This is a genomic window from Erwinia sp. AC075 (assembly GCF_979253995.1).
Map to the genome: position 1 here is coordinate 1,384,435 of NZ_CEEDEU010000001.1, position 15,180 is coordinate 1,399,614.

At 56.0% G+C, this 15,180-nt stretch carries 14 protein-coding genes; 12 read left to right on the plus strand and 2 right to left on the minus strand.

What is annotated here, in order from left to right; genetic code table 11:
- Positions 1–9: 9 nt before the first annotated feature.
- Complete coding sequence (locus AC0IXH_RS06505) at positions 10–585, minus strand: C40 family peptidase (RefSeq protein WP_471720213.1); 576 nt, start codon at positions 583–585, stop codon at positions 10–12.
- A 230-nt stretch (positions 586–815) separates the two neighbouring features.
- Positions 816–2,321 (minus strand): MDR family MFS transporter, encoded by a 1,506-nt coding sequence (locus AC0IXH_RS06510; protein ID WP_471720214.1) that lies wholly within the window; start codon positions 2,319–2,321, stop codon positions 816–818.
- Between the two features lie 82 nt (positions 2,322–2,403).
- Between AC0IXH_RS06510 and AC0IXH_RS06515 the strand changes: the two genes are divergently transcribed.
- The 12 genes from AC0IXH_RS06515 to AC0IXH_RS06570 all read left to right on the plus strand — a co-directional run bounded on the left by AC0IXH_RS06515 (position 2,404) and on the right by AC0IXH_RS06570 (position 15,132).
- Entirely contained in the window at positions 2,404–3,069 is a 666-nt protein-coding gene (locus tag AC0IXH_RS06515; RefSeq protein WP_471720215.1) for a TetR/AcrR family transcriptional regulator, read from the plus strand.
- A 695-nt stretch (positions 3,070–3,764) separates the two neighbouring features.
- The gene (locus AC0IXH_RS06520; protein WP_471721130.1) at positions 3,765–4,928 is read left to right on the plus strand and encodes an OmpP1/FadL family transporter; all 1,164 of its coding nucleotides are present in this window, start codon (positions 3,765–3,767) and stop codon (positions 4,926–4,928) included.
- A gap of 101 nt (positions 4,929–5,029) precedes the next feature.
- Positions 5,030–6,613, plus strand: coding sequence for an arylsulfatase (locus tag AC0IXH_RS06525; RefSeq protein ID WP_471720216.1), 1,584 nt, complete (start codon positions 5,030–5,032; stop codon positions 6,611–6,613).
- Positions 6,614–6,663: 50 nt separating this feature from the next.
- Positions 6,664–7,953: an anaerobic sulfatase maturase gene (locus tag AC0IXH_RS06530; RefSeq protein WP_471720217.1), complete on the plus strand. Its 1,290-nt coding sequence runs from the start codon at positions 6,664–6,666 to the stop codon at positions 7,951–7,953.
- Complete coding sequence (locus AC0IXH_RS06535) at positions 7,950–8,942, plus strand: AAA family ATPase (protein WP_471720218.1); 993 nt, start codon at positions 7,950–7,952, stop codon at positions 8,940–8,942. The genes AC0IXH_RS06530 and AC0IXH_RS06535 overlap by 4 nt, the downstream gene beginning before the upstream one ends.
- Positions 8,942–9,847, plus strand: a complete 906-nt coding sequence (locus AC0IXH_RS06540) for a DUF58 domain-containing protein (protein WP_471721131.1) — start codon at positions 8,942–8,944, stop codon at positions 9,845–9,847. The genes AC0IXH_RS06535 and AC0IXH_RS06540 overlap by 1 nt, the downstream gene beginning before the upstream one ends.
- Entirely contained in the window at positions 9,848–10,288 is a 441-nt protein-coding gene (locus AC0IXH_RS06545) for a DUF4381 family protein (RefSeq protein ID WP_053143156.1), read from the plus strand. It abuts the gene before it with no gap.
- On the plus strand, positions 10,281–11,258 hold the full coding sequence (locus AC0IXH_RS06550; protein ID WP_424692095.1) for a VWA domain-containing protein: 978 nt from the start codon (positions 10,281–10,283) through the stop codon (positions 11,256–11,258). Before AC0IXH_RS06545 ends, AC0IXH_RS06550 begins: the two co-directional genes overlap by 8 nt.
- Complete coding sequence (locus AC0IXH_RS06555; protein WP_471720219.1) at positions 11,255–12,781, plus strand: vWA domain-containing protein; 1,527 nt, start codon at positions 11,255–11,257, stop codon at positions 12,779–12,781. Before AC0IXH_RS06550 ends, AC0IXH_RS06555 begins: the two co-directional genes overlap by 4 nt.
- Positions 12,778–13,794: an oxygen tolerance domain protein gene (locus AC0IXH_RS06560; RefSeq protein ID WP_471720220.1), complete on the plus strand. Its 1,017-nt coding sequence runs from the start codon at positions 12,778–12,780 to the stop codon at positions 13,792–13,794. The genes AC0IXH_RS06555 and AC0IXH_RS06560 overlap by 4 nt, the downstream gene beginning before the upstream one ends.
- Positions 13,791–14,819, plus strand: coding sequence for an HAD family hydrolase (locus AC0IXH_RS06565; protein WP_013202140.1), 1,029 nt, complete (start codon positions 13,791–13,793; stop codon positions 14,817–14,819). The genes AC0IXH_RS06560 and AC0IXH_RS06565 overlap by 4 nt, the downstream gene beginning before the upstream one ends.
- Before the next feature lie 19 nt (positions 14,820–14,838).
- Positions 14,839–15,132: a YicS family protein gene (locus AC0IXH_RS06570; RefSeq protein WP_013202139.1), complete on the plus strand. Its 294-nt coding sequence runs from the start codon at positions 14,839–14,841 to the stop codon at positions 15,130–15,132.
- Positions 15,133–15,180: the final 48 nt, after the last annotated feature.

The window sequence follows — 15,180 nt, forward strand, 5'->3', positions numbered from 1 at the left end:
CGTTGTCGGTTATTTACTGGCAAGAAAGAGATTTTTCTTATCGCTATTAAACGAAATTTCCGCCCCGACTTCTTTTTTCAGCCGGCGCGCCTGGTAATAAACCGATTTCCAGTACGGATTATCCAGCGACGAACGCATCACGCCATTACTGACTGACGCATGCAGGAACTGATCCTGAGTATCATAAAAACCAACATGCAGCTCATTATGAATACGGAAAAACACCAGGTCGCCGGTTTGCAGTTGATTTCTTGCGACCGGCTTACCCATTTCAATCAGCTCTTTGGTAGTCACCCGGTCCATTGGAATATTGAAGCGATCCTTTAACGTGCGCCAGACAAACCCGGAGCAGTCAACGCCCTGCAGGTTGGTCCCGCCCCAGTGATACGGCGTGCCCTGCCAGGAGTGCATTTGATCGTGCAAAGCGGCGAGCACCGGAATCAAATCGGGTTGCTCCGCCGTGTTACTATTTTGCTGTTCATTATTATCTGCAACGTCACGGCCAGAATCATGTTTCGATGAACATCCCGCAATGACGATAAAGGCGAGAGTGGACAGATTCTTGAATGTGAATAAATGTTTCATTAATACGGCCGCAGGGAGAGATAAAAGATAACAACTTATACCGTATATAATTATCCGACTAAACAGCCAGTGTTAACAATCCACCCCACCTTACTTATCTTTACAAAACTTCCCTGCTGAAAAATAACATCGGGCGACGCTCAGGAGAAAAATTGCACTTATTTCCCCTGCCCCCCCTTATTAACGCCAGCTCGCTGTGCTTATTTTCAAGGTGAATCTACCCTCATCTGTTAACGACGAAGCGGCGCTTCAGGCAGCAGCCAGGATAAAATAAAGGCGAGGATCATCACGCACATCGCCATTAAAAATGCCGCATGAATGGCATCCCCAAACGCCAGCAGATAGTCATGATGAATGGCCGTCGGCAAATGCTGTATCGCTTTGGGATCCATGCTGCGCGGCAATTCTGTTCCTTCCGGTATCAGACGTTCCAGCCCGGACTTCAGCACCTGACTGAATACCGTGCCAAACAGCGCCACGCCAATCGAGCCGCCAACGGAGCGGAACAGCGTCACGGATGAGGTCGCCACGCCGAGCAAATGCGGCTCCACGGTGTTCTGCACCACAATAACCAGCACCTGCATCACCATGCCCAGCCCCATTCCCATCACGCAGGTAAACAGATAAAGATGCCAGGTGGGCGACTCGGTGGTAATGGTGGTCAGCAGCCCCATACCGATACTGGCCAGTAAGGTGCCGGCAATCGGGAAGACGCGATATTTACCGGTGCGGCTGATGATGCGGCCACTGATAATTGACGTCAGTAATAACCCGCCCATCAACGGCAACAGCTGCATTCCCGCCTGGGTGGGCGTTGCCTCTTTCACTATCTGCAAATAGAGCGGCAGGAAGGTCACGCTGCCGAACAAAGACATGCCGATAATAAAGCCGATCAGGCTCGACAGCAGGAAGCTACGCTCGCGGAACAGCCGCAGCGGGATTATCGGCTCCGAGGCCAGCCGCTCTTCGTGGATAAAGCCAATCACACCGACGATGCCAAACGCCAGGATGCACCATAATGCCGGATCGGACCAGGCTTTCACCGAGCCGCCTTCACTGGTAAACAGCGTGATGCCCACCAGCGCCATGCTGAGATAAAAGGCGCCCAGCACATCAATCTCATGCTGTTTGCGCTTGCCGCCGGGCTTCAGCACCAGGCCAATAATCACCAGCGCCAGCAGCCCCAGCGGCAGATTGATATAGAAAATCCAGCGCCACGACATATGCTGGACGATAAAGCCGCCGGTTAACGGCCCGATCACTGTGGCCAGGCCAAACACGCCGCCGAACAGCCCCTGATAACGACCCCGCGTGGCGGGTGGAACCACATCGGCCACCGCCGCCATACTGACCACCATCAGCCCGCCGCCGCCAAGCCCCTGAAGCGCCCGGGTCAACACCAACTGATCCATGTTTTGCGCCAGTCCGCACAGCGCCGATCCCAGCAGGAACAACACGATCGACAGCTGCAGTACCGGCTTACGACCGTAAAGATCGCCGAACTTACCGTACAGCGGCACCACCACCGTGGAGGCCAGCGTATAGGCCACCACCACCCAGGTGAGCTTATCCAGCCCGCCCAACTCGCCCACGATGGTCGGCAGCGCCGTTGATACGATGGTCTGGTCCAGTGCGGCCAGCAGCATAACCAGCAGTAATGCGCTAAACAGCAGACGCAAAGAAGGCTCTTTGGTCTGGACGTCAGGCTGATTTAATGAAGTGGATTCTGAATCCATGAGATGACTCGCTTGTAATTAATTAAATGCACAATTAATATTTACCGCAAAGCTTAACATGAACGCAACAGGCAGGTAAAAAATGTCCGCACTGAAAGCAAATTCCGGCGCTAAGCTGCTGAAAACTGGTCCACGTAAGCCAGGCCGCCCTCGCGGCGGTGCGATTAACGTCGAGCAGCGCGATCATCTGCTGGATATTGCGCTCCATCTTTTTGCCCAACAGGGCATCGCCGAAACCTCAATGAACGCCATCGCCCGTAACGCCGGTGTGACGCCGGCGATGATGAATTACTACTTTCACTCCAGAGAAGCCCTGCTCGATATCATTATCGAAGAGCGTTTCCTGCCGGTGCGCAGTCGTATTTTTGCGGTTTTTGTCGCCAACGCTGACGCACCGATGCTGGCGATTGAACAGATGGTCAGGGAACTGGCGTCCACCGCGCAGCGCGACAGCTGGTTTGCCCCCCTGTGGATGCAGGAAGCGGTCAGTGAAAACTCGCCCCTTCGCCTGCGGATCCAGGAAAAATTTGGCAAAGAAGCGCGAATAAAAATCCTCAGCATTATGGAGGGTTGGAAAAAACAGGGAAAAATCAACGCGCAAATCAATACTGTGCTGTTGATGAGTTCTCTACTTAGCCTGGTGCTGGTGCCCCTCGTTCAACTGCGGCCGGGTAATGATGATGAAATCCGTGAAGCGATCGTCCAACACGCGCTTGCCCTGTTGTGCAAAGGGATTTCGCCGGAGTAACCGCCCCACCATTCTTGCCTGCCTTATGTCCGACATAATGACAGGCGTTATTTTCAAGGCCACTTTAAATATAAAGGTTTTTTAAAAGTGTCGTCATTATCACCATTTCAGTCACCTTATATTATCCCTTTTCTCAGACGATATAATCCCGCATATATTGCACATGTACAAAAAAATTGCACAGGTCAGCCGCAAACCTGTACAGAATTATTTCAATCGTCCACATTCATCTTCACGTTGCTGTATTCCTTCCATAAAATCTTCCAACCCCAAAGCTGATAACAATGCACGCATTGGATAAAAAACCATATTTTTCATGGATATATGAAAATTTTCCGTTTTTACAAAGATCCTGCCTTGCATAACGTAAGGTTTTTACTAAGGTTAATTCAAAATATTACTGATTTAACAAACACATTTTCTCATTGGAACATCACGTTATTTGATTTTTAACCGTATCGCTGCTGAGCCTGAATTTTTCCTCGAATTAATTACCCTGATAACTAATTTTAACGTGAGAGAAATATCCATTTTTTACAGCCATTCTTTCTTCTGAAAGCAGGCAAATGTCAGTGCGAACCTGATTAATCGGGTCAGGTTCGCCAACTTTCGATAGCGGTTTGCTGCGCGTAATCACTGAGGACAGGAATGTGAAGATCACCTTAAAGCAACTGGCTTGCGGAAGTGTTGTACTGATGTTTTCAGGCCATGCCATTGCGGGCGGCCTGTATCTCTACGAGATTGGCACCGATGACCTGGGCCTGGCCGGCGCGGGCCAGGCGGCGCGCGCTCAGGATGCGGGCACGCTGTTTACCAATCCGGCTGGGATGACGCTGCTTCCGGATCGTTCCCTGTCTTTGGGTGGCCAGGCGTTATATGGCGATACCCCCTACCATCTGAGTGATGACGCGCAACTAAACGGCAAAAGTCCCGGTAACGTGATCGGCTGGTTTCCGGGAGGTAGCGCTTTCTATACGCAAAAACTCAGTCCTGACGTTACTGCCGGGATTGGCCTGTACGGTAATTACGGCTTAGGACTCCACTTCGGTAACTGGGCGGGTGAAAACCTGATAAAAGACAGCACGTTGCTGGCATTAACGCTGATGCCAGCCATGGCCTGGCAGGTTAACGACGCGCTGTCACTGGGTGCCGGAATCGGCATTAACTACGGGTATCTCTCCCTCAAGCGGCAAAATCTACAGGGTGATACGCAAGAACAGACGGATCATGACTGGGCCTTAAACGTCAAAGCAGGCGCGTTATATCAGTTCAACAGCCATACCCGGGCGGGGATCACCTATACCAGCCGCACCGATTACCATTTCAATATTGCGCCCACCGTCACCCTGTCACAGTTAAATGATTCGCCCTCCTACACCCTGCCGATTGCAGCCACCGTCAACACGCCACAACAGGTGATGACCAGCCTGTATCACGATCTGAACGCGCGCTGGGCGATCATGGGTGACCTGGGCTGGCAGGACTGGAGTGCATACAGCAACAGCGACATTCGGGTAAATGGACGTTCGACGGCGGGCAACGATCGCCTGCGTGATACCTGGCATCTGGCGCTGGGTACGCAGTTCCGCGCTACCGAAGCCTGGACGTTTAATACCGGCGTCGCCTTTGACAGCAGTTTTTACCGCAACCAGAACGATGCCTCCATGACCATGCCGTCGGGCGATACCTGGCGATGGGGTGTTGGCACGCGTTATCAGCTTGATAACAGCAGCAGTATCGGTGCGGCATTCGAATATGCCCATATCGATTCTTCCCAGGTTTCCTCCCCGCTGCTGAAAGGCGGATATTCCAACCCGGCACTGTATTTCTTTGGCGTGAACTACAACCGGACCTTTTAACCCTCGCGACGGGAGGATTTAAGCCCAAGCAGTCCAGCCTCTTTGCCGTCAATATCCTGCCGGCACAGGTAAACCCAAAGCTCAACCCAATGGAGCGCAAAATGTCACGAATGCCTTTTTGCAAAACCTTGTTAGCCTCGATGCTGTCTGTTGCCTGCTGTTCATTCAGCGCACAGGCGGCACCGGCCAGCAATACCGCGACCACCGCCCCGGAACAAAGTAAGGGCAAACCCAATATCGTGGTGATCTTTGGCGATGATATTGGTTACTGGAATCTCAGTACCTATAACCAGGGAATGATGGGGTATAAAACCCCGAATATTGACAGCATCGCGGCGGAAGGGGCTAAGTTTACCTCCTACTACGCGGAGCAGAGCTCCACCGCAGGCCGTTCGTCCTTTATCACCGGCCAGATGCCGTTTCGTACCGGGATGAGCAAAGTCGGCATGCCTGGCGCGCCGCAGGGTCTGCAGAAAGAAGACCCCACCATCGCGTCGGTTCTCAAACAACTCGGTTATGCCACCGGCCAGTTTGGTAAAAACCACCTCGGCGATCGGGATGAGTTTCTGCCGACGGCCCATGGCTTCGACGAGTTTATGGGTAATCTCTACCACCTGAATGCGGAAGAAGAACCGGAGAACCCGGACTATCCGAAAGACCCGGAATTCCGCAAAGAGTTCGGCCCGCGTGGCGTCATCAAATCGACTGCCGATGGCAAGATTGAAGACACCGGCCCGCTTAACACCAAGCGCATGGAAACGGTCGATGAAGAGACGCTGGCGGCCAACAATGATTTTATGGAACGTCAGGTTAAAGCCAATAAGCCTTTCTTTACCTGGTATAACACCACCCGCATGCACAATAAGACCCATATCAAAGCCGCTGATAAAGGCGTGACCGGATCGGGTGACTACGCTGACGGCATGGTTGAGCACGACAAGATTGTGGGCGAAGTGCTGAAGAAGATAAAAGATCTCGGCATTGAGGATAACACCATCGTGGTTTACACCACTGATAACGGCCCGATGATCGCCACCTGGCCTGACTCGGGCATGACGCCGTTCCGTGGCGAGAAAAACACCGGCTGGGAAGGCGGTTTCCGCGTACCGGCGATGGTCAAATGGCCAGGGCACATCAAGCCAGGCACGCTGATCAACGATATGTTCGGCAGCAATGACTGGTTCCCGACGCTGGTTGCCGCCGCCGGGGTACCGGATATCAAACAACAGTTGCTGAAGGGTTACAAAACCAGCGCAATGACCTACAAAGTTCATCTGGATGGCTATAACCAGCTGGACTTCCTGCAGGGTAAAGCACCGGATCAACGTAAAGAGTTCTTCTACTGGAGTGATGACGGCGACTTACTGGCGATGCGCTATGGCCGCTGGAAAATGCACTTCATGATCCAGGAACATACCGGTCTGGATCTGTGGAAATACCCATTTGTTAAGTTGCGTACGCCGCTGCTGTTCGATCTGGAAATCGATCCACTCGAAAAAGGGGATGACGGCATGGACTACAACCACTGGTTCTATGACCGCCTGTTCCTGCTGGGCGGCGCGCAGAAATACGCCAAAGAAATGATTGAAAGCTTCAAAGAATTCCCGCCGAGGCAGAAACCGGGCTCCTTCACCGTATCGGATGTATCCGCGTTGATCGAGCAAGGTAATCCGTCAACTAACTGATGTGACGACCCACAGCCGGGCGGTTATCTGCCCGGCTTCCGGAGGCTGAGATGAAATACAGTACCACTCTTCCTGCTAAGGCACTGCCCACGGCAGAAAAGTACAACGGTCGGGGCCCGGAATATAAGCGCCGTTTTCATGTTATGGCGAAACCCACGGGATCGCGTTGCAATATCGACTGTAATTACTGTTTCTACCTGCATAAAGAGCAGTTGCTGAAGCAGGATCACAGCGGGATGAGCGATGAGGTGCTCGAGGCTTTTATCCGCGATTACATCGACAGTCAGGATGGCGAACAGGTGGTGTTTTCCTGGCAAGGCGGCGAACCCACGCTGATGGGACTGGCGTATTTTGAGAAAATTGTTGCGTTGCAAAAGCGATATAAGAAGCCCGGCCAGCGGATTGAAAACGATCTGCAAACTAACGGCATTTTGTTGAATGATAAGTGGGCCACATTTTTGAAGCGGCACCATTTCCTGGTGGGTCTGTCGATTGATGGCCCGGCGGAACTTCACGATCGTTACCGCGTGACGCGCAGCGGCAAACCAACCTTTGCCATGGTGATGAAAGGCGTCGAGGCGCTGAAGCGCCATCAGGTGCCGTTTAATGCCCTGGTCACCGTTAATCGCACCAATGCACAGTATCCGCTGGAGGTTTATCGCTTCCTGACGCGGGAACTGGGTGCCACCTATATTCAGTTCAATCCGTGCGTCGAGCCGGTGGACTTCAAAAGTACCGCGCCGCAATTCTGGCGTGATGACAGCATTCCGATCACCGGCACCCGTCGCGCAAAACCCGGAGACCTGGATTCCATCGTCACCGACTGGTCGGTCGATCCTGATGACTGGGGCAGCTTCCTGATTGCCGTCTTTGAAGAGTGGGTTAATAACGACCTGGGCCGCGTGCAGGTCAATCTTTTCGAAACCGCCGTTGCCCAGACCATGGGCATGCCCGCGCAGATCTGCGTCACCTCGGAGTTCTGCGGTAAAGGGCTGGCCATCGAAAAAAATGGCGATATCTACTCCTGCGACCACTATGTCTACCCCGAATACCAGTTGGGCAATATCAAACAAACCAAACTGGCGCATCTGGCGTTTTCTGAACGGCAAAAAGCCTTCGGCTACGGTAAGCGCGAAACCCTGCCGCAGGCCTGCAAAAGCTGCCCCTATCTGAAGCTGTGTTATGGCGAATGCCCGAAAAATCGTCTGGTGCGCAGTGAAGACGGCGAACTGGGCCTCAACTATCTCTGCCCAGGCATTAAAGCCTTTTTCAACTATTCACACCCGATGCTGGTTGGCCTTGCCACCCTTCTGCAACCTAAACCGGTGGAGCAGCTATGACTCAAAGGGAAAAAATGCTGGCACTGGAAACCGAGATGAACGCGCAGGTGCTCGGGCAGGAAGAGCTGGTCAGAATGTTGATCGTGGCCCTGCTCTGCGACGGCCATGTGCTGCTTGAGGGTTTGCCCGGCCTGGCAAAAACCCGTGCCGTGCGCGAACTGGCGAAACACCTTGAGGGCGATTTTTGCCGTATCCAGTTCACCCCCGATCTGTTGCCGTCGGACATTACCGGCAGCGAAATCTACCAGCAAAATGCCACGCGCGAAGAAGACCAGTTCCGCTTTCGTCCTGGCCCGGTGTTCGGCAACATTATTCTGGCGGATGAAATTAACCGCGCCTCAGCCCGCGTGCAGTCGGCATTACTGGAAGCGATGGAAGAGCGGCACGTCACCGTGGCCGGGAAAACCTGGCCACTTCCCGGCGTGTTTATGGTGCTGGCAACGCAAAACCCCATCGATCAGGAAGGCACCTGGCCGTTGCCGGAAGCGCAGCTGGACCGCTTTCTGATGAAAATCCTCGTCAGCTATCCGTCACAGGAAAACGAACAAAAGGTGATGCAACTGGTGCGGGCCGAGCAGCAGGCACAGTATCAGGCGGCCAAGCCCGACGCCGTCGCCGCAGCGATCACCCGGCTAAGCCAGGCCGACATAGCCAACTGCTGGCAGGAGATTGCCAGCGTTTACGTCGCGCCAACGGTGGAGAGTTACATCGTTAATCTGGTCGAAATGACCCGGCAGCCCGCCTCAGTCAGTGACACCTTTGCCAGCTATATCGCCCTTGGGGTCAGCCCGCGCGGCACGCTGGCGCTGGATCGCTGTGGTCGCGCGCTGGCGTGGCTCGAAGGCCGCGATGCGGTGTTACCCGAAGACATCAAGCGCATTGCGCCTGCGGTGTTACGCCACCGCCTGCTATTGAGTTATCAGGCCAATGCCGATAACTGTAGCGCCGATCGGGCAATACAAATGCTGCTTGATGCCGTGGTGGCATGATGAGCAGCCCTCTGGTGATCGATCGTGCCGCGCTGATGGCGCTGGCTGGCGAAGCCCGCAGGCTGAACAACCCGCCGGGACAGATGCCGCCAGGAGCCATGGCGGGTGAACGGGCGTCAAAACAGCAGGGTCGCGGCCTCAATTTTGACAGCCTGCGTCGCTATCAGCCGGGGGATGATGTCCGGCTGATTGACTGGCAGGCCACGGCCAGGCTGCGTTCGCCCTGGATAAGGCTGTATAACGAAGAGCGTGAGCGCCCGGTGTTTCTGCTGGTCGATCAGCGTCTGGATATGTATTTCGCCACCCGGGGGCAGAGCAAGTCGGTGGTTGCTGCAACGCTGGCCGGGCTGCTGGCCTGGCGCAGCTGGCATGATGGCGATCGCCTCGGGTGCCTGGTTTTTGACGATGAAACCTGTGCGCTGACTCCCTGCCGCTCGCCCAAAACCAGCCTGACCCCGCTGCTGAGCCACCTTGAGCGTTATAACCAGCGTTTAGCGGAACAATATCCGCAGGAAGTAACCACAACGATGACCCTGGCAGGCAGCCTGGAACGGATCGCTGGCAGCGTGCCGGCCGGTAGCTGGCTGGCGATTATCAGTGATTTCCACGACCTGGATGATCACAGTGAAGCGCTGTTGGCGGGTTTGCGCCGTCGCTGCGAAATCAGCGCGTTTGTTACCCTCGACGACCTGCATCTGAGTTTACCGGCACAAGGCCAACTGGCCGCCTGGTATCAGGATCGGCAAACCACCCTTTCGCTTTCGCCCGCCCTGCGCAGCCAAATTCAGGACAGCGTGACCACCCGGCTGGCAAACCAGAAGAACCGGCTGACACGGCTGGGTATTAAGGTCAATCAGATTGTGGTCGGTGATGATCTGCTACCGCAATTACAAAAGGGGTTTTAAATGCTGGCAAAAGGATTTTCCGTGCCTGATTTGGCGCATCCCGCCCTGCCTGCGGCGATCCCGTGGCTGCCCTTGCCGCCGGGCTGGATTGTGCTCGGCGCGTTACTGTTCGCAGCGTTGCTGTTGTGGTTCTGCCTCCGGCTGTTGCGCTGGCGGCGGAACCGGTGGCGACGTGAAGCGCGACGCCATATCCGGCAGGAGCAAAGTGCCGACGGCTGGCTGGCGGTGATCAAACGCATTTTGCTGGTGCACCATCCGCGCGATGACATCTCAACGCTGGACCGTCCAGAAGCCCTGCTCGCCCGTTTGCCGCTGGATGAACCGGACCGACAACTGCTGATTGGTCGCTATTGTCAGCGGGATAACCGGCTGGAGCCGGATCAGAATGCACGTCTGCAACAGCAACTCTCTCGCTGGCTGGAGACGCTACCCGATGTCTGAGCTGCTGACGCACATTGATTTTGCCTGGCCGCTGGCCTGGATCCTGTTGCTGCTGCCGCTGCTTATGCGCTTTCTGCCGACAAAAGAACGGCAGCAGGAAGAAAAAGTCCGCGTGCCGTTTTTACCGGCGCTGGCGGAAGAGCTGAAGCTGCATACCCCACCGGCAAAAATTCGCTGGCCGACCCAGCTGGTATTCTGGCTGGTGTGGACGCTGCTGGTGTGTGCGCTGGCCCGGCCGGAATACCTGATGCCGCCACAGCAAATCATCAAGCCGATGCGCAATATGGTGCTGATTCTGGACGTGTCCGGATCGATGGAGAAAAACGATGCGCAGGATGGCATCACCCGGCTGCAGGCGGTACAGCGATCGGTACGTGCTTTTGTCGCCCAGCGCAAAACGGATCGCATCGGACTGGTTATTTTTGCCAGCAGCGCCTGGCCCTTTGCGCCCATCAGTGAGGATAAGCAGGCGTTACTCTCGCGGATTAACCAGCTGGCGCCCGGCATGATTGGCCAGCAAACCGCCATCGGTGATGCGCTGGGTGTGGCGGTCAAGTTGCTGGACAGCAGCCTGGATCGGGATGCCAGCAAGTTGGCGATCCTGCTGACCGATGGCAATGATACCGCGTCACAGCTCTCTCCGGCGCTGGCGGCACAGCTGGCAGCAACGCATCACGTTCAGGTGCATACCATCGCCTTTGGCGACATCAACAGCAGTGGCGAGGACAAGGTGGATACGGCGCTGTTGAAACAGATCGCCCAGTTGACCGGTGGGGAAGCCCTGCAGGCAAACACATCCGCTGATGCGCTGGACAACGTCTGGCAGCAGATTGATGCGATGACGCCTTCGCAGGTCAAGACCACGGGATTCTCCTGGCACCTGCCGCTGTTCCACTGGCCGTTAATGCTGGCGATGTTTCTGCTGCTGGCGTTCACCGTGCTACGGCTTATCCGGGAGCGCAGATCATGACGGACTTGCACTTTATCTATCCGTGGCGGCTGCTGGGACTGCTGCTCTGCCCGCTGCTGTGGTTTCTCGCCAGCGGTTCGCGCAGCGCCTGGCACCGGATTATGACCAAACCCTTCGCACGCGCACTCATTCATGGCCAGCGCCGCTCGCTGTTCCAGGTGCTGCCGTGGCTGTTCGCGGCGGGCTGTATTGCGCTGGCCGGGCCGAGCTGGCAAAAAGATCTGCCCGCCGGCATGACCTCGCAAACTCAGGTCATGGTGATCCTGCAACAGGACCTGGGCATGATGGCGCAGGATTTACCGCCGTCCCGTCATCAACGCATGCAGCCGAAAATTGAGGCGTTGATGAGCCGGCTTCCCGGCAGCCATATGGGCCTGGTGGTGTACAACGCGCAGGCATTTTTGACCACGCCCATGACCAACGACAGCGCATTTTTCCGGCTGTTTCTCGACGCGCAGCAGCCCACGCAACTGCCCGAAGGGGAAGGTTCCGGATTACAGGCAGCCATTGCGCTGGCGCTAAAAAACCTGCCGCAGTCGCCGACGGTGCCGCACAGCCTGCTGCTGGTGGCCGACAACCTCAGCGCGGAAGACGCGCGCTGGCTGGCGGAACAGAAACTGCCGTTGCAGGTATGGGTGCCCGGCACGGCTAAAGGCGGCGCGCTGCCGGAGGCGCTGGCAGCGCGAGGGATTGATACCCGCCTGAACGTGCCGCGTTTCGAACAGCTGCGCAATAACGGTATTCCGGTAACGCTGGCGACCGCTGACGATGACGACCTGCCCGCCATTCTGCAAAACATTCAGCAGTCCGTGGTGGCGCAGCAAAACTCCCTCAGCGATCTGCATTGGAAAAACAGTGGTTACCTGCTGATTATCCCAATGCTGTTATTGCTGCTGGTCTGGCGTCAGCAGATGATTTTACTGCTGCTGATCGCCGTCTCGCTGACCACCTTTACGCCACCGGCCGCCGCAGCCTGGACTGAGGCCTTTATCAGTCCGGATCAACAGGGGCAGCGGGCCTTCAACCGGGGTGATTATGCTGAGGCAGCAGCGCATTTCACCAATCCCCTGTGGCGCGGCATTGCCCTTTACAACGCCGGCGATTTCCCTGCGGCCACCAGCGCTTTTCTTCAGGCGCCAGCCACACCCGATACCCTGCTGTGGATCGGCAACAGCTACGCGCAGCAAAAGCAGTGGCAGCAGGCGCTGACCAGTTATGACCAGGCATTAAGCCTGCGGCCTGACTGGACGATGGCGAAAGATAACCGGGCGAAGATTGCGCACATCATCATGCAATTACTGCAAAAAGAGCGCGATCGTCAGGATTCTCAGCATAAGGAACAGGATGAAACGCCCGATGCGATCAAAAACGATCTGAAGAAAGATCAGGGCGTTAAGCAGCAGGATATGCAGGTCACGGCGGGCAACTCGCCGCAGGTGAACCAGTGGTACGACAATCTCAGCCTGTCACCCAGCGGCCTGCTGGAAAACCTCTACAACTCAGCGCCTGCGGAGGGGAAATGAGACCGTTTCTGCTGATACTTTTACTGTTTTCCGCGATGCCGCAGGCGGCAATGACGCTGACCCGCGAACTGGAAGCTCCGGATCATCTGGTCCCCGGACAACCTGTACGGGTGGCGATCACCTTCTGGACGGACAGCTGGTTTAATCCTCCGCCAGAATGGCCAGAAATGACGGTCGAAAATGGCACGCTGCTGACCACTTCGCTGCCCAACCAGCTGGTTTCACGGCGCGATGGAAGTACCAGTTGGAGCGGCATCAGGATGGAGCGCCAGCTGGTGGCCTGGGATGGCGGTATGCTGAGGCTGCCGGCGATGGATTTGACGCTAAGCCCGGCCGGGCAGCCGCCGCAAACGGTGACGCTGCCGGCGATAGAGAAACAGGTCAGCTGGCCTGCCGGCGTACAGCAGCCGGATCGTTTTCTGCCGGCCAGCGCCCTCAGCCTGAGGCAGAAAATACAGGTCTGGCGGGCCGACGGCGACCGGACGATTCATGTTGGCGACGTCATTGAACGGCAGGTAACGGTGCAGGCGCAGGCGGTGATCCCGGCGCAGATCCCGCAAATCCTGTTCGCCATTCCTGGCTCAGGTACACAACGCCTGACGCCGGAAAACAGCCTGCTAACCGAGGGCCGCGGTGAGGTGATCGGCGCCCAGCGCACTGAACGCCTGCGCTATCTGCCCGCCACGGCCGGCACCCTGACCCTGCCCGAGATCAAGCTGCGTTGGTGGGACACCCGCAATCAGCAGTGGCAGACTGCCTCGCTGCCCGCAGCCTCCTACACCATCGCGCCCGCACGGGCGGCAGGCAGTGAAAACGTCCTGCGAGCTAAAGGCACGAGCACCCTTTGGCCTGCCGTATCGATTGCTGTCGCGCTCATTTTGCTGGCGATTGTCGGCTGGTTTATGCGTCACGCGTTATGGCGAACGGGCCGTTTTGTTATCCAACGCGGGTTGCGGACCTGGCGCATTGTGCCGCTGCCCGACCTGGCAACGCTGAAAAGGAAGAAAACATGAAGAGTAAACTCTGTGCTCTGGCACTGTTATGCGGCGTGGGCGTGTGTCAGGCTGCCGCCGATCCGACGCTGTCGGCATGGAATGACACCGCCGCCAAAACGGCCATCGAACAGTGGGTTGGCCATGCCACAACGCCGGGCGATCCCGCCTTTATCCCGCAGAAGCAGCGCTACGTGGTGTTTGATAATGATGGCACCCTGTGGCCAGAAGCGCCGGTCACCTTCCAGCTGCAGTTTGCGCTGGATGAGCTGAAGCGGCTGGCACCAGCCCACCCGGAATGGCAAAGCGATCCGCTGATTTCTGCGGCGTTAAAGAACGACATCAAAACGCTGGCCGCGTCGGGCAGCAAAGGACTGTTTAAGCTGGTCGCTCTGACCCACAGCAATATGACCACCGAAGAATTCACCCAACGCGTGACCGACTGGGTCAGCACGCAGAAACACGCACGCTTTGGTTGCGGTTACGATCGGCTGGGGTATTTACCGATGCGCCAGTTGCTGGATTATCTGCGGCAAAACGGCTTTAAAACCTGGATTATCTCCGGTGGCGGCGTGGATTTTATGCGTGTGCTGGCAGAGAAAATGTATGACATCCCGCCTGAGCAAGTGGTGGGTTCCTTTTCGTTATCTGAATTTTCCCTTACCGACAACGGCACCCAACTGCGCAAAACCATGAACGGTGCGTTCTATGATGATGCCGCCGCCAAGCCGGTGGCGATCCATCTGTTTATGGGCCATCGCCCGGTAGCCGCTTTTGGCAACAGCGATGGCGATGTGCCCATGTTGCAATACACTTCAGCTAATCCCGACGTGAAAACCTTTGGTTTGCTGGTACACCATACCGACAGCCAACGCGAATATGCCTACGATGCGCATCCGCCGGCCAGCGGAACCTTAGTGAACGGATTAACGCTGGCAGGAAAATACGGCTGGACGATTGTTGATATGAAAAAAGACTGGAAAACGGTGTTCGATCCCGCCTTGTGTCCGGGGAATGGCACCGTACTCACCACCACAACGCCCTAACTTCTGCAGGAGCAACAGCATGAACTTTCGCAAAACGATTCTGGCCGGTGTTTTATTTTCGCTGACGGCTTCCGCCGTGGCAGCACCGTACGACGACCTGGCTTATGCGCTGAGGCAGCAAAAAATCATCAATGACTTACGCAGCCATTGCCAGATTGATCCCGCTATTCCCGATGCAAAAATAAAATCCACGTTCCTGCACGATAAGCAGACCGAATCGCAGATCCTCGCCGTGGCCGCGGCGTTACGGAATAAAAACAACGACGCCTACGGCGAAGCTATCGACGACATAGAGTGCCCTGACATTAAATAGTGAATGAACACGGGAAGCCATTCTGCGGCAGCAAACGCCGCGGTCAGG